Genomic DNA, 19,833 nt, shown 5'->3' with positions numbered 1-19,833 from the left:
GGGAAGGTGATCTCGGCGGTGGTGTCCGTGCCAAGTGGGGAACGCAGCAGGGGCATCGGCGCCCTCGTCACCGGCAACCTCCTCGGCGGCGTCGCGGTGGCCTCCGGCATCGCGGTCGGCGGGCTGCTCCTTGAACGGCTCGGCGGCACGTCCGTCGCGGGGCTCGGCCAGGCCGCGAGCGTGCTCGGCGCGGCGGTCGCCGCGGTGCCGCTGGCCGGCGTCGCGGCCCGGCGCGGACGGCGCCGTTCGCTCACCCTGGGGTATGCCATCGCCGTGCTCGGCGGCGCGCTGATCGTCACCGCCGCCGTCGTCGCGCAGCTCGCCGTGCTGCTGGCCGGGCTGGCGCTGTTCGGCGTCGGGCAGGCGGTCAACCTGCAGTCCCGGTACGCCGCGGCGGACGGCGCGGCGCCCGGCAACCGGGCCAGGACGATGTCGATCGTCATCTGGGCGACCACGATCGGGTCCGTGGCCGGCCCCAACCTCAGCGAGGTGGCCGACCGGTTCGGCCGGTGGCTCGGGCTGCCCGGCCTGGCCGGGCCGTACGTGTTCTCGATCGTGTCCTTCGCCCTCGCGGGCGCGGTGGTGACCGTGTTCCTCCGCCGACCCACCGCGCCGTCCTCCACCCCGTCAGCACCGGGCTCCGGGCAGGCCGCCCCGGCCGCCCCGGCCGCGCCGTCCGCACCGTCCTCCGGCCCGGCGGCACCGGCCTCCGGTGAGGCGGTCACGAGTGCCCGGGCGGTGGGCGCGGTGGCGGCGCTGCGCTGGGCTGCGGCCGACCTGGCGGCGCGGTTCGCGGTCGTGCTCATCGCGGTGGCGCACGCGATGATGGTCATGGTCATGGTGATGACGCCGCTGCACATGCAGCACCACGGCATGTCACTGCAGCTCGTGGGCGTGGTGATCAGCCTGCACGTGCTCGGCATGTACGCCCTGAGCCCGGTCTTCGGCTGGCTGGCCGACCGGATCGGCGCGGTACGCACGGCGTGCGGCGGGATGCTGCTGCTCGTGGCCGCCGTCACGCTCGGCTTCGTGGCCGCCTCCGCCGGGGAGGGCAGCACGCTCACCGCGCTCGCGCTGATCGTGCTCGGGCTGGGCTGGTCTGTCTCGTTGATCTCCGCGTCCGCGCTGCTCGCCGGCACCGCCGCGGACGACGTACGGGTGCCGTTGCAGGGCGCCACGGACGCCGGGATGAACTACGCGGGCGCCGCCGCGGCCGCGCTGGCCGGGCCGATCCTCGCCGCGGGCGGCTTCCAGGCGGTCAATGTCGCGGCGGCGGCCATCCTGGTGCCCGCCGTCGCGGCGGCGATCGCCGTCCTGCGCCGGGGCCGGGCGGCCACGAAGGAGGGTGACGACGAGCGGCGCGAGCGCGTCCGGCCCTGATCCGGCCCGGAAGTCCCTCTCGCCCCGACGGCGAGAGGGCTTCCCTCCCGCGATCAGGCCTCCCGCTTCGGGATGACCCGCTTGACCGCCACCGCGGCGGAGGCCAGCGTGAACAGGCCCAGGGCGATCCAGAGCGCGTTCCAGCCCATGAACGGGGCGGTCAGCGCCGCGCCGCCGAAGCCCGCCGCAACGCCCCCGATGGGTGGGTTGTTGTACATAATCACCATTTCCTTTCCCGACGCCATGCGGCGTCCCAGAAGGCTTTCGCCTGTGCGATCTGCAAGAAGACATCGAAGATCATTTCGACGACGAGCAGGGCGGCGAGAGCCATCTGTACGCCGCCCCTGCTCCGCACGGTCACGACCCGCTCGACCATGAAGACGCCCGTGACCGCCACCCAGAGCGGATGTAAGGCGAGTGCGCCCGTGACCGCGATCGACCAGGCCGTGGCGCCCAGGTACGCGAAGATCACGATGATTCCGATCAACGACAGGAGCTGGCGCCCCCAGTAGGGCAACGTGATCCGCGTCCAGCCGTAGTCGGTGAGGTTCTCCAGCGCCCCTCGCTTCCACCGCAGCCGCTGCTTGAACAGGTCCCTCCAGGTCTCCATGACCTCGGTCGTGAGCGTGCACTCCGCAGGGCACAGGATGCGGAAGTCCAGGTGCAGCAGCGCCAGGGTGAGCTCGTTGTCCTCGGTCAGCACGCGCACGTCGTACACCTGGTCGCGACCGGGGAGACGACCACTGCGGCGGGCCCTGACGACCTCCTTGAGCGCGAGCGCGCGAAACAGCGTCGCCGTCCCGGTGAGCACCAGCGCCTTTCCCCGCAACCGTCGCACGTCGCGGGCGTAGCGCGCGTACTCGTTGCGCTGGAACATGCCCACCAGGCCGCCGCCCGGCTTGCCGGTGAAGGTGCCCCCCACCGCGGCCAGTTCGCCGGTGGCCAGGCGGAGGACGGCGTGCTCGATGAAACCGGGGTCGAGCGCCGAGTCCGCGTCCATGACCAGTACGGCATGCCGAGACCCCATCTCGGGCAGCAGAGCCTTGAGCACCTGGTTGAGCGCGCCCGCCTTCTTGTGGCGGTTGCCGACCGTCTCGATCACCTCGGCGCCGTGCGCGCGTGCGATGTCCGCGGTCCTGTCGGTGCAGTTGTCCGCGATCACGATGACGCGGTTGGGCCTGCGCCGCTGGCCGTGCAGGGACGTGATCGTTTCGGCGATCTGGTCCTCTTCGTCGTGCGCCGGGACCAGCACGGTGACGTGCATGCGCGAGGGGTCGACCTCAGGAAGGTCCCGCTTGCCGTCGGCGCCCTTCACGGCCCGGCGCCGGCCCCCACGGGCCGCGGCGAGGATGCTCGGACGAACCGGCGTGGCCGCGGGTCCGGAATGCCCGGCATCGGGGACGTGGCCGCGCCCGATCTCCGGCGGCCCGGTCAAATTTTCCGACTGAACCACTCAAACCGTCCAGATCACCGCAAACAGCCATATTTAGGCAACAACTTCCAGAAGGTTACACGCGTGACGGGAGTGCCTGCTTGTCATGAAAGCGACATATGATGTCCCGGAAGGTCTCAGTATGGAAACGGTGATGAAATGGGCAGGGCTGCTGTCGCCGTCCTCCTGGGCCTGTCCGCAGTCGCAGTCGCCGTCACGGTGGCAGTCCCGGTGGCCGTCACGGTGGCCGCCGGGCGTTCCGGCGACCGTCAGGCGACGCCGCCCAGCCCTCCCGTCAGCGTCTCCACCCCTCGGGCGCATCCGAAGGCCACCGCGCACGCCCTCGCGTCGTCGCCCCCGGTCATGCTGGAGATTCCGAAGATCGGGGTACGGACCACGCTGATGACGCTGGGCAAGAATCCGGACGGGACGCTGGAGGTCCCGCCTCTCGACAGGGTCGACGAGGCGGGGTGGTACCGCCTCGGCCCCTCGCCCGGGTCACCCGGCCCCGCGGTCATCGCCGGTCACGTCGACTCGAAGAAGGGACCTGGCGTCTTCTTCCGGCTCGGAGACCTGCGGCCGGGCGACACGGTGAGGATCTCCAGGAAGGACCGCACCCAGGCGATCTTCGAGGTGGATTCCCTGGAGAGCGTGCCGAAGGACCGCTTCCCCACCCGCAGGGTCTACGGAATGGTGAAGTTCCCCGGCCTGCGCCTCATCACCTGTGGCGGCGCGTTCGACACGGCCGGCGGCCACTACCGCGACAACGTCATCGTCTACGCCCACCTCGTCGCCGGCCGGGACCTGGGCGGCGCCGCCCTCCCCCGTTGATCAGCCGCAGGGACCCCTGCAGCATCATGAGGGTGTCCGCGGCCTTCGCAGAGCCGCCGGGCCGATCGGCATCGGGATGAGAGGAAGTGGCGGGCATGCGGTTCGAGACCGGCGTCGACATCGACGCCGCAGCGGAGCGGGTCTGGCGGGTCATGACGGACGTCACCCGATGGCCCGAGTTCACCCCCACCATGACCGCGATCGAGCCCCTCGGCGACGGCCCGCTCGGCATCGGCGGCCGGTTCCGGATCAAACAGCCGGGGCTTCCCCCGATGGTCTGGCAGGTGACCGAGTTCACCGACGGCGCCTCCTTCACCTGGCAGGCGACCGGCGGGGGCGTGACCACGGTCGGGACGCACGTGCTCACGCCCCGCGAGAACGGGGTGTCGGTCCGGCTCGGGATCGACCAGTCAGGACCGCTGTCGCCGCTGGTGAGCCTGCTGGCCGGCGGCCGCACCCGAAGGTTCGTACGCACGGAGGCGGAGAGCCTCAAACGACGCTGCGAGTCCGGCGCGGGCGTGTGAGGCAAGCGCGTCCAGGCCCGCGAGAAGCTGAAGGACTCATCACCGCGGGTCCTGGTGAGCGAGTGAGCGATGGGCCGGGGTCCGGGGACGTGACCTCGGGCTCCGGCCCACGCGGGTGACTACGGGGCCGGGTAGTCCGTGACGAACACCGGCGCGCCGACCTTGGTCGTGTCGGCCGCGTCGCCGACGCCGTTGACGACGTGGTCGATCGTCCCGGCGCTGAGGTTGACCGTCATGATGTGGTGCAGCTTCACGCCCGGGGTCTGCGGCACCTCGAAGCCGTTCTCGGTGTGGATCTCCGGGTTGTTCTGGTTGAAGACGTAGACGCCCGCGCCGTAGAGGTTGTGCCTCTTCACGCGGTCGCCGACCTTGTAACCGGCGTAGCCCTCCACGGATCCGTTCATCCAGTCGGCCTGCGTCGGCGGGTCGTACGGCAGCTCGTTCTGGTAGAGGATCGTCGTGCCGTCCTCGCCGTTCCAGACGGTGTTGTAGCGCTGGAAGTGCTCGACGAACAGGCCGGTCGCCGTCACGTGGTCGCCGTTGACGACGACGCCGTAGCGGCCGATGTTGGTGTTCCAGCGCTGCGTGTCGGTGAAGCCCTCGACGCCGTGGTCGCCGCGCCACACCCAGGTGTGGTCGATGAGCACGTTGTCGCTGTTGACCTCGAGAGCGGTCTCGGTCTTGCCGACGTGCGGGCCGCCGACCCGGAAGTACACGTCGGACAGGGTCGTCGGGTTGTCCGGCGAGCTCCCGTGGCCGCCACCGGGCCCACCACCCGCAGGTCCACCAGCGGGCCCACCAGCGGGCCCACCAGCGGGTCCACCAGCAGGCCCAGCGCCAGCCGGCCCGCCGTGCTCCTTGCCCACCCGCAGCAAGACGGGGGACTTCTGCAGACCCGCGTCGACGGTGACGCCCGCGACGATCACGCCGGGAACGTCGGCGATGTCGAGCGCGGTCGCGCCGTGCGAGGCGGTGAGAGTGGCGTGCCCGAGGCCGAGGACCACGGTGTCGGGCCGCTTGACCTCGATGCTCTTCGCGATGTCGTACACGCCGGGCGTGAGCAGCAGGTTCTTGCCGCGCGCGAGCTGGCTGTTGATCGCCTGCACCGAGTCGGACGGCTTCGCGACGTAGAAGTCCGACAGCGGCACCGTACGGCCCGGCGTCATGCCGTCCGCCCACGAGATGCCGCGCGTGTTCTTCCTGGCGGCGGGCACGCGGACGTTGAGCCTGCCCTGCGCGTCGGTGAACAGGTAGGGCTTCTCACGGCTGACGGGGGTGTTCTCCAGCGTGGTGTAGGGCGGGTCGGGGAAGCCCGACTCGTCCGGCGCGCCGACGACGCCCGAGAAGACCTGGTTCCACACCGCGTTGGACCACCCGGCGACCTCGGTGTTGCGGGTCAGCCACTGCTGCTGGGAACCGTTGGTGACGGACGGCAGGCGGGAGTCGGCGATGAAGCCGCCGCTGGCGTACTGCGGGCCGGCGGTGCAGTAGTCCATCAGCGACAGGGTGCCGCCGGTGACGTTGAGGCGGCGCATGGAGACCGCCTGGGAGACGGCCCAGAAGTTCGCCGACTGGCGGCAGCCGTCCTGACCCGCGGCGTTGATGTCGATCGACAGGTTCGACAGCGTGCGCCAGAAGTTGACGAGCGCGAGGCAGTTGCCGGTGCCGTTGTTCTCCAGGCAGCGGTTGTAGACCTCGACCTTGCCGTTGATGACGACGTCGGTGGGCGAGGCGCCGAGACCGGCGATCTCGGTGTAGTAGCCGACCTTGATCTGCAGCGGATGCTCGGCGGTGCCATACGTGCCGGGCTTGAAGAGATAGGCGTGCCGCTCGGTGCCCATCTCGTTGTCGACCTGCGCCGCGTGCGCCGCGTCGAGGGTCGCCTGGATCTGGTCGACCGGCATGCTCGGGTCGAAGACGGTGACGCCGGGCCCGAGGTCGGGCACTCCTCCGTGATCGCCGGGGCCACCCGGGCCCCCGGGGCCCCCGGGGCCCCCGGGGCCGCCGGGACCACCGGGACCACCCGGGACGGCGGGGGCGCCGGGGCCGTGGTCCGGTGCGGCGGGGCCGTGGTCCGGTGCGGCGGCGGCGGCCGTCGCTCCCGCCGTCACGACGGCGGTCGTCAGCACGAGACCGAACGTGAACGCCCGGCCGATGAGGCGGCGGCAGGAACGCCGCCTTGTGGGACTATCGGCGCCGGGAGTCCCAGAGTCATGAGTCTGGGTCGTCATACGGTTCGTCCTTTCCGCTGCGTGCCGCAGCCGAGAGAGCGCTCTCTCACGAGACCTTCTTGATTCAAGGCCCGAAAAATGTGTGGCACGTTTGTACCGCGCGGAACGGTCCCGACGCTATCCCTTGATTTTCCGCGGGATTTGTCCTTCGGCATGCGGAACCGCCCCGGAGCGGACGGGCTCCGGGGCGGTTCCGCGCTCGGACCAGGCGATCTCGGATGAAGCGGTCTCTGGTCGGGCGATCTCTGATCAGGCGGTCCCCGATCAGACGGTCCCTGATCGGGCTTTCCCCGGATCAGGCGATCTCCGCGAGATACCGCGCGTGCGCCGCGGCCAGACGGCCGCCGACCTCGGCCGTGCTGACGAGCACGGCCATGTTCGCCCGCGACGACCGGCCCTCGGTGGCCACGTCCACGGCACGCATCAGATATTTCGTGATCGCGTTGCCGCGTACGCCGTCCCGCTCGGCGGCGGCCATCGCGCCGGCGATGGCGGCGTCCACCTCGGAGGCGTCGATCGCGTCCTCCTCCCGCACCGGCGTCGTGATCAGGAACGAGCTGTGGTTGCCCAGCGCCCAGTGGTTCTCCACCGCCCGTGCGATCACCCGTTCGTCGTCCAGCCGCTGCGGACTGCGGATGCCGCTGGAGACGCAGTAGAACGCGGGGAAGTCGTCCGACCGGTACGACACCACCGGCACGCAGTGGGTCTCCAGGAACTCCATCGTCAGGTTGAGGTCGAGGATGCTCTTGGCCCCGGCGCAGACGACGGCCACCTTCGACCGGGTGAACTGGATGAGGTCGGAGGAGATGTCCATCGTCTTCTCCGCACCCCGGTGCACGCCGCCGATGCCGGCCGACGAGAAGAACGGGATGCCGGCCAGCTCGGCCGCCACCACCGAGCTGGCCACGGTCAGCGCGCCGAGCCCGCCCTGGGCCAGGATCACCGGCAGGTCCCGGCTGCTGACCTTGGGGATGCCGGGCGTCGAGGCGAACCGCTCGACGTCCTCGTCGGTCATGCCGACCTTGATCCGCCCGCCTTCGACGCAGATCGTGGCCGGGACCGAGCCGCCCGCGCGGACGGCGTCCTCGACCTTGCGTGCGGTCGCGGCGTTGTCCGGGTAGGCCAGGCCGTGGGTGATGACGTTCGACTCCAGCGCCACCACCGGGCGTCTTTCTGCGAGTGCGTCCGCGACCTCCTCGCTGAACACCAGCGGGACGCGCCCATGCTCGCGGGTCATCGTCGCCTCTCAGTTCGCGGCCGGGCCGTAGTTCGGCAGCTTGTTCAGCTTGTGCTTCTGGTTGAGGATCTCGGGGATGTAGACCTTCTCGTCCCACAGCTCCTTCGCGACCGGCTCCAGAATGATCGACACCGAGCCCTCCTCGCAGCCGAAGGCGCTCGTCATCGCCTTGGTCACCGCGGCGACCAGGTCGGAGTGCTGCTGCTCGGTGAGGGGGACGGGGAAGTGCTTGATGCTGACGTGCGGCATGACGATCTCCTTACTGTGCGTCCCGAGACGATCCCTGATGGCTTCGACCAGCTCGTCGATGTCCGGTTCCTTGAGCAGGCCGTAGTGGTCGGCTTCCAGGTCGACGACGACCGGAGGCGCCGCCGAGTAGCCGTTGCTGTTCTCCAGGAACGAGTAGTCGTCGCCCCTGGCCTTGAAGATGGTGATCGGCGCGTCGATCCGCCGCCGGGCCAGCTCGCGGAAGGTGTAGCTGAACTCGAAGGTCTCGCCCACCACCCGCATGATCCGGCGTACGAGGTCGATGTCGAGGTCGGGGAAGTTGCGGTGGATGAAGGCGGCGAAGCTCTCCTCGTCCACGGCCTCGGCCAGGCAGCGTTCCAGCAGCGGCCCGGTGATCGTGCCGGCGAAGACCGAGAACAGGATCGTGACGTACGCCTTGTTGCCGAAGCCGGCCTCGCGCTCGTGCTCGGCCGTGCCCGCCGTGTGGACCTTCGGCGAGCCGGGCGCGATCAGGAACAGGTGCTCCACCCGCTCGCCGGCCTGTTCGAGCTGGTAGGCGGCCTCGAACGCGACCCGCGCGCCGAACGAGTAGCCCCACAGCGTGTAAGGCCCGGACGGCTGGAGCCGGCGGATGGCCTTGACGTCCTCGGCCGCCATCTCGCCGATGGTCGCGTACGGCACCTCCTCGGGGTTGATCCCGTACGCCTGGATCCCGTAGAAGGGCTGGGCGGTGCCCATCCTGGCGGCCAGCGTGCGCAGGTTCATCGTGTAGCCGCCGAGGCCGGGCCAGCAGTAGATGGGCCGCTCGGAGCCCTCCCGCTGCAGCGGCACGAGCCGGGAGCACGCCTCCGCGCCGGTGCCGTCGAGCCGCCGGGCGAGCTTTTCGATCGTGGGGCACTCGAACAGCACCTGGAGGGGCAGCGAGCCGCAGAACTCCCGGTTGATCTTGTTGATCAGCCCGACGGCGATGAGCGAGTTGCCGCCCGAGGCGAAGAAGTCGTCCTCCACCGAGACGGTCTCCCGCTTCATCGCCTTCTTCCACAGCTCGGCGATGCGGCGCTCGGTGATGGTCCGCGGCGCGACGTACGGCCGGTCGGCGTTGTCCACGTCCGTCGCCGCGGACTCGGCCAGCGCCCTGACGTCGATCTTCCCGTTGGCCGTGAACGGCAGCCGGTCGAGCACGACGACCTTGTTGGGGATCATGTAGTCCGGCAGGAAGTTGATCAGGTCGTCCCTGATCATCTCCGCCGGTCCCTTCATGTGGACCGAGTCCTCCTTCATCCCCTCGCTCAGCCGCTGCTCGTCGCTCACCCGGCCGCCGATGAAGAAGTACGACGGGCCGGTGGGCCGGCCGTTGGAGCGGAGGATGTCGTCGATCCGGCGCGCGGACGGCAGGTCGAAGCCCGACTTGGAGCTGTATCCGGACGACATGAACCCGAGGTTCACGTCGTTCATCGACAGCCGTTGCAGCGTGCGCCCCAGGTCGATGTAGTGCAGCCACTCCTCGCTGTTCCTGCTGATCACCGAGATGCCGAGGCTCGACCGGTCGTACACCGCCTGGTTGATCGCGATGACCTGCTTCTTCAGGATGAGCTCGTCGGAGATGAGCCGCAGCCGCCCGTTCTCGTAGGCGTACTGACCCGCCCGCAGGTCGGCGATCTTCCCGGGATGCGCCTGGACGTAGAGGTCGACCTCGTCCCGGCGCGGCCCGCCGTACGGCACCAGCTCGAACGTGCCGAGGTAGTAGTCCTCGGCGGCGCAGTCGAGGTGGTCGATCGTGGCCGGGGCGTACTCCAGGGGCCTGATGTCCAGGCCGTACTCCGGCAGCACCTCCTCGAACAGGCCGACCATGTGGCCGGTCTCGATCTCCAGCACCTCGCGGATGTTGTTCTTGTAGACCGGCTCGATCGCCCGCTTCTTGCCGACGAAGTGCAGCTTCACGCGCGGTCGCGCTCCCCCGGCGGCAGGCGCGATCAGCACGAGCCGGTGGTCCACCGGGTGGTGGTAATAGAAGCCGGGCCGGAGGTCGCCGATCCCGTCGATCTCCAGGTAGAGCTGGGTCGCGTACAGCGCGCCCGGCGAGGCGTACGCGTACTTCGGCAGCAGGCGTTCCTCGCTGTGGTGCTGGCCGAAGTAACGCAGGATCTCGCCCAGGGTGTCGAGGCCGACGGTGTCGAGGCCGCGGGACCGCGCGCCCTCGGGCCTCCTGGCCAGCAGCTTCAGGATGTCGCCCCGGCCGACTTCGCCGCCCTCGTAGAACCGGTAGGTCTTGCGCGCGAACGCCAGCGCGCGTTGCCGCGCGGTCGCCTGCTTGCCCGGCAGGTCGATCACCGGCCTGCCGGCGAGCTCCGCGGCGTCCCTGAGCCCGGGATTGGACAGCTGCGCCTTGACCTGGAGCCGGCTCTCCTTGGACTGGTGGTGGGCGCCGTGGTTGCCCTGGTCCATCAGCGCCGCTTCCTTGGGGTTCAGCTCGACGCAGGCGATCAGGTTCTGGAAGCCGGTGCGCGGATCGTTCTTGACGATGACCGCGGCGTGCTTGACCCAGTCGTGGGTCTCGATGGCGAGCTTGATCTCGTCCAGCTCGACCCGGAATCCGCGCAGCTTGACCTGGTTGTCCGCGCGGCCGACGAACTGGACGGTGCCGTCGGCGTTCCAGTACGCGAGGTCGCCGGTCCTGAACACCTTGCCCTCGCCGAGCGGGTTGTCCACGAACCGCTCGGCGGTCAGCTCGGGCCGGTGCAGGTAGCCGCGGGCGACCTGGACGCCTCCGATGAACAGCTCGCCGATCTCGCCGACGGCCACCGGCGCCCCGGCCGGATCGAGGATGTGATAGTCGGTGTGATCGACCGGCGCGCCGATCGAGATCGCGTTCGGGCCCTCGCCGACGGCCGCCGGGTCGACGACATACGACGACGAGTTGATCGTGCACTCGGTGGGGCCGTACAGGTTGACCAGGGCACACCCGGGCATGGTGTCGAGGAAGGTCGTCGCCAGCCCCTTCGACAGCACCTCGCCTCCGGTGAAGACCTGCGTGAGCGAGGTGCAGCTCTGCAGCTCCTCGGTGTCGAGCAGCGCCGTCAGCAGCGTCGGGACGCACTGCAACGTGGTGACGTCGTGCCTCCTGATCACGTCGATCAGCCGCTCGGCGTCCCGGTAGACCCCGGGCGGGCCCACGACGACCAGGGAGCCGCAGACCGGCGCGAGGATCTCCCACTGTGCCGCGTCGAAGCTCATCGGCGTCTTCTGCACGATGACCTTGGTCTGGTCGATCCCGTACGCGGCGCGCAGCCACCGCATCTGGCTGACGATGCTGCGGTGCTCGATCATCACGCCCTTCGGCTTGCCGGTGCTGCCGGAGGTGTAGATGACGTACGCCAGGTTGCCCGGGCGCAGGCCCGGGTGACGGGCGTGTCCCGATGTCTCCGCGTCCTTCAGGGTGACGATCCGCGTCCCCGGGGGCGCGAGCTCGGACAGCCGATCCACGAGCTCGTCCTGTGTGACGACGACCCGCACGCCGGCGTCCTCGATCATGTAGCGGAGGCGCTCTTCGGGATATTCGGGGGACAGCGGCAGATAGGCGCCGCCGGCCCGCAGGATTCCCCAGACGCCGACCATCAGGTCGATCGACGGCTCGACGAACAGCCCCACGCATTCGTCGAGCTCCACACCGAGCTCCCGCAGGTGCCCGCCGAGAGCCGCGCCGCCCTCCGCGAGCTCGCGGAAGGTCAGCCGCCGCTCTCCGCAGACGACCGCGACGGCGCCCGGACGCAACCGGGCCTGAGCGTCGAGCAGATCCGGAAGACAGGCGTCCTCCGGTGGTTCCCGTCTCGCTTCAACGGCTGGAGTGGTGATCATTTCCTCCCCCTGCGATGGGCGGACAAGGATTACTGAGAGACCGCGGCCCTCCGCGCCGTCACCCGTCTCCCGCGCTGCCCCACGGGGTGACCGGTCTGGGCTGTGTCGCTGGGTGACCGGCCTGGGAGTGCGCCGGCCTGGGGTGCGCCGACTTGGCTTGCACGGCGGGGGTGACCGGCCTGGGCTGCTGGGGTGCGCCGCAGGCCGGTCGGGTCTGCCGCCGGGCCGGCGGGACGTGCGCCCCTCCCCGACGGGAGGGGCGCACGTCAGCGTGGGACGTCCGTGCCGAAGTAGCGGTCGCCGAAATCGCCGATGCCGGGGATCATGTAGGCGTTCTCGTTCAGCCGTTCCTCGATGGCCGAGGTCACGATCCGCAGGTTCGGGTGGCGCGCGTGGACGGCGGCGATGCCCTCCGGCGCCGCCAGCAGGGCGACGAAGACGATGTCGTCTTCCGCGACCCCGTGGTCGAGCAGCACCTGGACGGCGGCCAGCGCCGTCCCGCCGGTGGCGAGCATCGGGTCCAGCAGCAGCACGCTGTGCCGGTCGATGTCCGCGGGCAGCGCGGAGTAGTACAGCCGCGGCAGCTTCGTCACCTTGTCGCGCTGGATCAGAATCTTGCCGATCCGCACGCCCGGCGACATCACGCGCAGCTCGTGCTCCATGCTCTCCCCGGCCCGCACGACGGGCACCCCGCAGATCGGCCGGGCCGGCCGCAGGCCGTGGTACGTGCGCCCCACCGGGGTCTGCACGTCCAGCGGCTCGTACGGCAGGAGGTCGAGGGCCGTCTCGATGAGCTGGCGGATGATCCGGCCCGAGGTGGTGACGAAACGGTCCAGGGCGGCGTGCCGGTCACGGATGACGGTGTGCAGCGCCCGCAGCTGCCTGGTCTGCGGCAGCAGGTGCACGTTCTCGTGCACGGTGCCGGTGAGGGGGCCATTCGCGGTGCCGCTCACCGCGCCGTTCCCGGTGCTGCCCACCGCACCGTTCGAGGTGTCGTCCACGGTGCTGCCCCCGGTGCCGCTCACCGCGCCGTTCCCGGTGCTGCCCACCGCACCGTTCGAGGTGTCGTCCACGGTGCTGCTCACCGGGCCGGGCGCCTGCGTCGCCGTGATGGTCATGCCTTCTCACCCGCCTCCAGGGCGGCGAACGCCCGGCGGGCCTCCTGGACGAACTTGCGCACCTTGAGCCGGTCCTTGCGGCGGGTCACCGGGTCCTCAAGGCCGGTGTGCGCGTCGACCGCGGCCGGACGGACCTCGGTGATCGCGGCGGCGACGTTGTCCGGGTTGAGCCCGCCGGCGAGCATCAGCGGCTTCGGCGAGATCCGGACCAGCTCCGCGCTGATCGACCAGTCGTGCAGCAGGCCGGTGGCGCCCTTGGCACCGGTCGCCGGGTTGAAGGTGTCGGTGATGAACATGTCGACCCACTCGGCCGCCTCGTCCACGATCCCCGCCAGCTCGTCGAGGTTGTCGTTCTTGACCACGAGGCTCTTGAGCACGAACAGCTCGGGGGCGATGCGCCGCAGCTTCCGCAGTTCCTCGCCCGTGACGTCGCCGTGCAACTGGATCGCGGTGACGCCGAGCTCCGCGCAGAAGGTCTTGATCTCCTCGGCGTCGGTCAGGTAGGTGATCACGACGCCCCGGTGCTCGGGCTGGATCTCCTTGACGATCGCCGCGGCCTCCTCCTCGGTCAGGTCCTCGTTCTTCGCCGGCAGCCGCAACGCGAAGCCGAGCCAGTCCGCGCCCTCCTCGCGGATCAGGTCCGCCTCGGCCTGGTCGATGACACCCGCCACCTGAATCAGTCCCTGCATGTTGCCCGCCTTTCGAACCGGCCTGAGCGGCCTCGGTCGGAAACGAATTGCAAACGGCCACGAACAATGGCATTGAGCAGCCCGCGACAGTGCGGCCCTACGAGATGGAATTCGCTACGGCGCGAATAACTCCGGCCTGCGAGGCTCATTCAGAATTCGCCGCGGCGGGCTTTCCCCACAACCCCTAGCGGCCCCACAGCACGTCAGGACGATCCGGGACACCTCTGGACTTTTCGGGTGTCCATCATGCAGAGCACGACAGAGACGAGCCGCAACCCCTTACCACCCCTACAAAGAAACGACGCGTCCCGAGTCGCGTACGACTCTCGTTGACCCGGCAGGAAACGCGGAACTAGCCTCCGTTTCGGAATGCCCCGACGGGCGCACGCGAGAAACGGCGGTGGTGAGAATGCACCACGAGCAACCGATTTCCCGGACGATTCGCCGGCACGGTTCCCCCACCTTCGGGCACCGCCATCGCCGGATCTCGCGCCCGTCCACACCGCTCGGGTCGCCGCCCGGATGCCACTCGGGCACCACCCGGCGGCCTGCACGTCTCAGACCCGGCAGGCCGCACGTCTGGCCAATCGCTTAGCGCTAAGGTAAAGTCTCTTAGTGCTAAGCGATTTGCCTGCCACTGATCCACGACTGGTCCACGGTCGCCGGGGCCGATCGGCACCACCGCTCGACGCAACCGACGCACGACGTTCGCTTTCGCCTGCCCGGACCGGGCCCACGCGCACAGGAGGAACCAGATGACAGTCATCGAGTCCGTCTCCGCCGGGACCGGCAAACCGGATCGCGTCCCCATCAAGAACTGGCTCGCGGTGATCGCCGTCGCGCTGGGGACCTTCCTGGTGGTGACGGTCGAGAACCTGCCGATGGGCCTGCTCACGGCCATCGGCGGCGGCCTGAACGTCTCCGACGGCGAAGTCGGCCTGATGGTGACCGTGTCGGGCCTGGTCGCCGCCGTCACCGCGCCGCTGCTCCCCGTGGCGATCCGCGGGCTCGACCGGCGGGTGGTCCTGCTCGGCCTGATCCTGCTGGCGCTGGTGGCCAACGTCGTGTCCGCCGTGACTCCCACGTACGCCGTGCTGATGGTGGCCCGGCTGTTCGTGGGCGTCAGCATCGGCGGGTTCTGGGCGCTCGCCGCGGGCCTCGGCGTGCGGCTGGTCCCCGAGGCGCACGTCGCCAGGGCCACCTCACTGATCTTCTTCGGCGCCATGGCCGCCAACGTCATCGGCGTCCCCGCCGGCACGCTCGTCGGCGAGCTCACCGGCTGGCGCGTCGCGTTCGGCGCGGTCGCCGCCGTCGCTCTGCTGCTGGTCATCGCGCTGGGCGTGCTGCTGCCGCGGATGCCCGCGACCGAGCCCGTACGGCTGCGCACCCTGGCCGAGCAGCTGCGCGTGCCCGCCGTCCGGGTCGGCGTCGTCGCCACCTTCCTGCTGGTGTCCGGCCACTACGGCGCCTTCACGTTCGTCAGCCCGATCCTCCAGGACGTCTCCGGCGTCGGCGCCGCGTTCATCGGCCCGCTGCTGCTGGCGTACGGCGTGGCCGGGATGGCCGGCAACCTCATCGTCGGCGCGTGGGCGGGCCGCAACGTCCGCGGCACGATCGTCGTGGTCAGCGTCGCGCTCGCGGTCATCCTGGCGGCGTTCCCCCTCATCGGCGGCAACGCGGTCACCGGGTCGATCCTGCTGATCGCGTGGGGCTTCGCGTTCGGCGGCCTGCCGGTCAGCGTGCAGACCTGGATCATCAAGGCCGCGCCGCAGGGCGTCGAGGCCGCCACCGGGCTCAACACCTGCATGTTCAACCTGGCGATCGCGCTGGGAGCGCTGTTCGCCAGCCTCATCGTCGGGGTGGTCGCCGTGACCGGCGTGCTGTGGGTCGCGGCGGCGCTCGTGGTCCTGACCTCGCTGGTGGTGTCCGGCACCAAGCGGGTCTAGGAGGCTCTCTCGTCGCCCAGCGACATCAGCAGTTGCCTGAGGATCTCGGCCAGGTTCTCCCGCTGGGCGGAGGTGAGCCCGGCGAGCAGGCGGCGTTCGGTGTCCACGTGGTCGGGCAGCGCCCGGTCGATCAGTTCGCGGCCGGCGTCGGTCAGGTCCACGTGGACACCGCGGCCGTCCACGTCACTGGGCGTACGCCTCACCAGGCCCCGCGCCTCCAGCCGATCGAGACGCTGGGTGACCGCCCCCGAGGTGACCATGGCCGAGCGCATCAGCTCCGCCGGGGTCTGCCGGCCGCCGCGGCGCAGGGTGGCCAGGACGTCGAACGACGAGGGGTCCAGGTCGTGTCCGGCGAACGTACGGCGCAGCTCGGTGTTGACGAGCTGCGTCAGCCGCGACAGCCGGCCGAAGACCGCCATCGGGGAAACGTCCAGGTCAGGGCGGGCATCGGCCCACTGCTGCAGGACGTGGTCCACATGATCCGGCACACCGCACAGGGTACCGCCCGCGGCACCCGCGAGATCGAGAGGAAGTAGCGGCATGCGCATCACAGTCTTCGGGGCGACCGGGAACGTGGGCAGGCGCGTCGTCGCCGAGGCCGTGTCCCGCGGACACGAGGTGACCGCGGCGGCCCGCAACCCGGTGCGGCTCGCCGGGCTGCCCGGAGAGGCGCGTACCCGGGTCGGCGACGCGACCGACCTGCACGACGCCATCGCGCTGACCACCGGACAGGACCTGGTGATCACCGCGACCTGCCCGGCCCCCGGCGAGGAGCACCAGCTCGTCACGGTCGCCACCACCCTGCTCTCGGCGTGCGCCAAGACCGGCGCGCGCCTGCTGCTCGTCGGAGGCGCGGGCAGCCTGACCATCGAGGGCGGCGGTCGCCTCATGGACCGGGAGGGCTATCCGTCCTTCCTGCTGCCGATCGCGTCGGCGTGCGTCGGCCAGCTCGCGGCCTGCCGGGCCGACACCACCGCCGACTGGGCCTACCTGAGCCCGGCCGACCTGCTCCTCCCCGGTGAGAGGACCGGCCACTATCGGCTGGGCGCCGACGAGCTGGTGGTCGACGCCGACGGCGAGTCCCGCATCTCGATGGAGGACCTCGCGGTGGCGCTCCTGGACGAGGCCGAACACCCACGCCACCACCGGACCCGTTTCACCGTCGCGTACTGACCTCGCGGCCCTGGTCACACCGCCGCGCACCGACCACGAGACCCCGTCTCACCGTCGCACACTCGCCCCGAGGCCTCGAAGACGCTCTCGCGAACGGCCGGTCAGCCCGCGCTTTCCGGCCGTTCTCTTTCTGTCGGATCCGGTCTCTATACTCCCCGCATGTCAAGATCGCCGTCCCCACTCGACATCGCGTACGGTCTTCTGGAAGAGGGCCGTCTCATCGACGCGGAACAGCTCCTGGTGAGGGAACTGGGGAAGGCCGAGCGCGGGTACGGCCACGGGAGCCCGCAATGGGCGTCGGCCCAGGGCGATCTCGGCAACCTCCTGTTCAGCTCCGGTCAGGTCGACCGGGCGGTGGACTGCTATCGCAGCGCCTGCTCTTATCCGCCTGCGGGTGACCGAGAGGCGTACAAGGACCACCTCACCTATCGGCTCAACCTCGGCACCGTACTGACGATGGCCGGGCGGCTCGACGAGGCCGAAGACGAGTTGCGGCGCAATGTCCAGGAGCGGCGCGACTTCTACGGCCGTGAGCACCCTGGTTACGCCTATGCCCTGGAGCCCCTGGCCGACGTGCTGCTCCGACGTGGTGACGTCGGCCAGGCCCGTCAGATCGTGGAAGAGGCGGTCGGCACGTTCTGGCGGAGCGGCCACGAACGGGTCGCCACCGCGCTCGCGTTGCGGGCGGAGATCATCGTGGTCTCCGGCGGCGGCGAACCCGCCTTCGCGGATCTGGAGCACTTGCCGGACGGCATCGTCGAGCAGATCGCGCTCACCGTGATGAACCGGGCCGGCCAGGACCCGTCGACCGGCAAGGCGGTGCTCACCAGCCTGGTCGCCGCCCTGGAGGAGCGGCTCGGCCCCGATCACCAGGCGACGCTCAACGCCCTGTCGCAGCTGGCGAACACCGGCCACGACATCGGCGACGAAGCAGGGCGGGTGTGGGCGATCGAGAAGGTGCTCGCCTCCTACGACCGGCAGGGCCGGGCCGAGGACGCGCTCATGGCGACGCTCGGCCTCGCCATGGCGCACGAGGACGCCGGCGACACCGCCGCCGCGCTGCGGACGTTCGAGAACGCGTGGGCGCGTGCGGACCGCATCGGCCGTCACGAGCTGCGTGCCCAGGTCCTGCGCAACTGGGGGCTGGCCCTGTCGGCCTCGGGCCGTACGGACGAGGCGGAGCGGCGTCTGCGCGACGCCGTGGCCGAGGCCGACCGCGGGCACGACCACGAGATGCTCGGCCGCTCGCGGATCGCGCTCGGCCTGTTCCTGCAGCACGAGGAACGACTGGCCGAGGCACGGCAGGTGGTAGAGGCCGGGCTGGCGACGCTCGACGTCGCGCACCCCGACGCGATCACGGGGCGCAGCCACCTCGGCGCCATCGTCCAGGGCCGCGCCTGCGGCTGCGGAGACGTCCAGGGCACGATCGCCGAGGCGTTCCGCGAGTTCGTCATCACCAGGCTGCCGGCAGACCTCCTTGAGGACCTCGACGTGACCGTGGAGGACGGCGAGTTCGCGATCCAGGTGCGGCTCCGCCGGAAACCGGACCCGGCCGAGATCGAGCACATGAACCGGCTGATCGAGAGCGCGAACGCCGAGTTCCGCGGCCGGTTGACCTCTCGGAGGTAGCCCCGGCCGCGCACCCCAGACCCGTAACCCCGGGGCTGCACACGCGTGGCCGTGTATGGACCGCGCGCATGGGGGCCGCATATGGGGCCGAGTATGGGAATCGGCGCGTGAGGCCACACGGGACCTGCACGGGGCCGCACGCAATGCTCCACACGCGGCCCCCGCAACGCTCTGGCCCGCACGCTCAGAGCCAGACCCGCGCCCGCACGCCCGGGCCCGGCACGCACGGCACCACGCGCACGGGGCCGCGCCTGTGGCCCGCCGTCCGATGGCGTGGCACCATGTGCGGAGTCTCCCGTTCCGGAAGGGTCGGTCGATGCGGGCGCTCACGGATGCCGACGTACGCCGGGTGTTCGACCGGCTGGCGGATCGGTACGACAGCCAGATGCTGACTTGGGAGCGCCGCCTGTTGCCGGGCAGCCGGGAGTGGGCCGTCAGGCAGGCGCGCGGTCATGTCGTGGAGATCGCGGTGGGCACCGGGCTCAACCTCCCGCTGTACGACGCCGACACCACGGTCGTCGGGATCGAGCTGTCCGAGCGCATGCTGGAGCTGGCACGGCGACGCGTGGCGCAGGCCGGCCTCGGCGAGCGGGTGGAGCTGCGGCAGGGCGACGTACAGCGCCTGGACCTGCCCGACGGGGTGGCCGACACGGTCGTGTCCACGTTCACGATGTGCACCATCCCCGATCCGCTGGCCGCCGCCCGCGAGGCCTATCGCGTGCTCAAGCCGGGCGGGCGGTTCGTGCTGGCCGAGCACGGGCCGTCGAGCAGCCCTGTGATACGGGCCGGGATGCGGCTGCTGGAGCCGCTGTCGGTACGGTTCCAGGCCGACTACCTCACCCGCGATCCGCGGCCCTACCTCCAGCAGGCCGGTTTCAGGATCGAGTTGGTGACGCGGGCGACCCGCGGCATCAGCTTCCGGGTGCTTGCCGTCCGCCCCTGACCCGAACGCCGCGAGACCGCGGTCCCGCGCGAGGACGGTCGCGAGGGGTGGTCCGCGACCTTGGCCGTGTCGGTCATTGCGTCGGAGGGAACCTCCGGTCCTCACCGAGCCCGCGCCGGCATGAACCTTCGATCCGTGCGAAGCCCGCGCCGGCAGGCGCCTCCGGTTCCTGACGAGGCCCGCTCGCTCTCCTCACGCAAAGTAGTCGCAAGCTCGGTATATTCGGGGGCCCGGTCTTGGGCACAACGCTTCCGGCCGTCGCAGTGCCAGGCTCCCCGGCCCCGCCCTGCTGGCCCACGCCGCCCTGCCCCACCCCTCGTGCCGGGCGCGACCTCGTGAGCCTTCACGGAGCCTGCGTTGCCGGCGACCCTTGACCCTTCCGGCCTGCACCTCCGGACCGCGCACCTGGACCGTACGCCCCTGGCGACAGCCCGGAAGGCTTTGCGAGCCGTCTCTGGACGGGACGTTGCATCGAGGACTGCCTCGCTGGGCTGAGGCTCCATATTTGCCCAGGTCAGGGTTTGATTCGATGGTGTGTTCGAGGTAGGCTTGAGGCAGCCGTTGCAGGTGAGCCTAGCTGGCGGGCCGTTGGCCATACGCCGTGTGTTGAGCCGAGT

Annotated in this window: 15 protein-coding genes; 7 read left to right on the top strand and 8 right to left on the bottom strand. The window is 70.5% G+C overall.

Annotated elements, in window-relative coordinates; genetic code table 11:
* Positions 1-18 precede the first annotated feature (18 nt).
* A complete protein-coding gene (locus HCK04_RS29290; RefSeq protein WP_205830858.1) occupies positions 19-1,380 on the top strand; it encodes an MFS transporter in 1,362 nt (453 codons plus the stop codon).
* Positions 1,381-1,433: 53 nt separating this feature from the next.
* Here HCK04_RS29290 and HCK04_RS29285 read toward each other — a convergent pair whose 3' ends face one another.
* Both HCK04_RS29285 and HCK04_RS29280 read right to left on the bottom strand, forming a co-directional pair.
* Positions 1,434-1,598 (bottom strand): hypothetical protein, encoded by a 165-nt coding sequence (locus tag HCK04_RS29285; RefSeq protein WP_168066353.1) that lies wholly within the window; start codon positions 1,596-1,598, stop codon positions 1,434-1,436.
* A 2-nt stretch (positions 1,599-1,600) separates the two neighbouring features.
* Positions 1,601-2,695: a glycosyltransferase family 2 protein gene (locus HCK04_RS29280; protein ID WP_205830857.1), complete on the bottom strand. Its 1,095-nt coding sequence runs from the start codon at positions 2,693-2,695 to the stop codon at positions 1,601-1,603.
* A gap of 276 nt (positions 2,696-2,971) precedes the next feature.
* Between HCK04_RS29280 and HCK04_RS29275 the strand changes: the two genes are divergently transcribed.
* Both HCK04_RS29275 and HCK04_RS29270 read left to right on the top strand, forming a co-directional pair.
* The gene (locus HCK04_RS29275; RefSeq protein ID WP_142650603.1) at positions 2,972-3,643 is read left to right on the top strand and encodes a class F sortase; all 672 of its coding nucleotides are present in this window, start codon (positions 2,972-2,974) and stop codon (positions 3,641-3,643) included.
* Between the two features lie 95 nt (positions 3,644-3,738).
* Entirely contained in the window at positions 3,739-4,167 is a 429-nt protein-coding gene (locus tag HCK04_RS29270) for an SRPBCC family protein (RefSeq protein WP_142650602.1), read from the top strand.
* A gap of 119 nt (positions 4,168-4,286) precedes the next feature.
* On the opposite strand, the gene HCK04_RS41465 is transcribed toward HCK04_RS29270, so the two are convergent.
* From HCK04_RS41465 to HCK04_RS29240, 5 genes are all read right to left on the bottom strand, one after another.
* Complete coding sequence (locus HCK04_RS41465) at positions 4,287-6,296, bottom strand: adenylyl cyclase (protein WP_205830856.1); 2,010 nt, start codon at positions 6,294-6,296, stop codon at positions 4,287-4,289.
* A gap of 397 nt (positions 6,297-6,693) precedes the next feature.
* On the bottom strand, positions 6,694-7,635 hold the full coding sequence (locus HCK04_RS29255) for a pseudouridine-5'-phosphate glycosidase (protein ID WP_142650601.1): 942 nt from the start codon (positions 7,633-7,635) through the stop codon (positions 6,694-6,696).
* 9 nt (positions 7,636-7,644) lie between these two features.
* Complete coding sequence (locus tag HCK04_RS29250; RefSeq protein WP_142650600.1) at positions 7,645-11,718, bottom strand: amino acid adenylation domain-containing protein; 4,074 nt, start codon at positions 11,716-11,718, stop codon at positions 7,645-7,647.
* Positions 11,719-11,984: 266 nt separating this feature from the next.
* Positions 11,985-12,836 (bottom strand): uracil phosphoribosyltransferase, encoded by an 852-nt coding sequence (upp, locus tag HCK04_RS29245; protein WP_185949055.1) that lies wholly within the window; start codon positions 12,834-12,836, stop codon positions 11,985-11,987.
* The gene (locus HCK04_RS29240; protein ID WP_142650599.1) at positions 12,833-13,525 is read right to left on the bottom strand and encodes a phosphoribosylanthranilate isomerase; all 693 of its coding nucleotides are present in this window, start codon (positions 13,523-13,525) and stop codon (positions 12,833-12,835) included. Before HCK04_RS29240 ends, upp begins: the two co-directional genes overlap by 4 nt.
* A gap of 755 nt (positions 13,526-14,280) precedes the next feature.
* On the opposite strand from HCK04_RS29240, the gene HCK04_RS29235 reads away from it, so the two are divergent.
* Entirely contained in the window at positions 14,281-15,471 is a 1,191-nt protein-coding gene (locus HCK04_RS29235) for an MFS transporter (RefSeq protein ID WP_142650598.1), read from the top strand.
* On the opposite strand, the gene HCK04_RS29230 is transcribed toward HCK04_RS29235, so the two are convergent.
* Positions 15,468-15,959 (bottom strand): MarR family transcriptional regulator, encoded by a 492-nt coding sequence (locus HCK04_RS29230; RefSeq protein WP_142650597.1) that lies wholly within the window; start codon positions 15,957-15,959, stop codon positions 15,468-15,470. The genes HCK04_RS29235 and HCK04_RS29230 overlap by 4 nt on opposite strands.
* Positions 15,960-16,011: 52 nt before the next feature.
* On the opposite strand from HCK04_RS29230, the gene HCK04_RS29225 reads away from it, so the two are divergent.
* The 3 genes from HCK04_RS29225 (at position 16,012) to HCK04_RS29215 (ending at position 19,216) form a co-directional block, all read left to right on the top strand.
* The gene (locus HCK04_RS29225) at positions 16,012-16,644 is read left to right on the top strand and encodes an NAD(P)H-binding protein (RefSeq protein WP_142650596.1); all 633 of its coding nucleotides are present in this window, start codon (positions 16,012-16,014) and stop codon (positions 16,642-16,644) included.
* 159 nt (positions 16,645-16,803) lie between these two features.
* The gene (locus tag HCK04_RS29220; protein ID WP_142650595.1) at positions 16,804-18,273 is read left to right on the top strand and encodes a tetratricopeptide repeat protein; all 1,470 of its coding nucleotides are present in this window, start codon (positions 16,804-16,806) and stop codon (positions 18,271-18,273) included.
* A gap of 316 nt (positions 18,274-18,589) precedes the next feature.
* Positions 18,590-19,216: a methyltransferase domain-containing protein gene (locus tag HCK04_RS29215; RefSeq protein WP_142650594.1), complete on the top strand. Its 627-nt coding sequence runs from the start codon at positions 18,590-18,592 to the stop codon at positions 19,214-19,216.
* The last annotated feature ends 617 nt before the right edge of the window (positions 19,217-19,833 follow it).

This window comes from Microbispora sp. CL1-1, from assembly GCF_012034195.1.
In the GTDB taxonomy this organism is placed as follows: Bacteria; Actinomycetota; Actinomycetes; order Streptosporangiales; family Streptosporangiaceae; genus Microbispora.
Note: the sequence above shows the minus strand (reverse complement) of the source record. Positions and strands in the feature narration are given on the sequence as shown.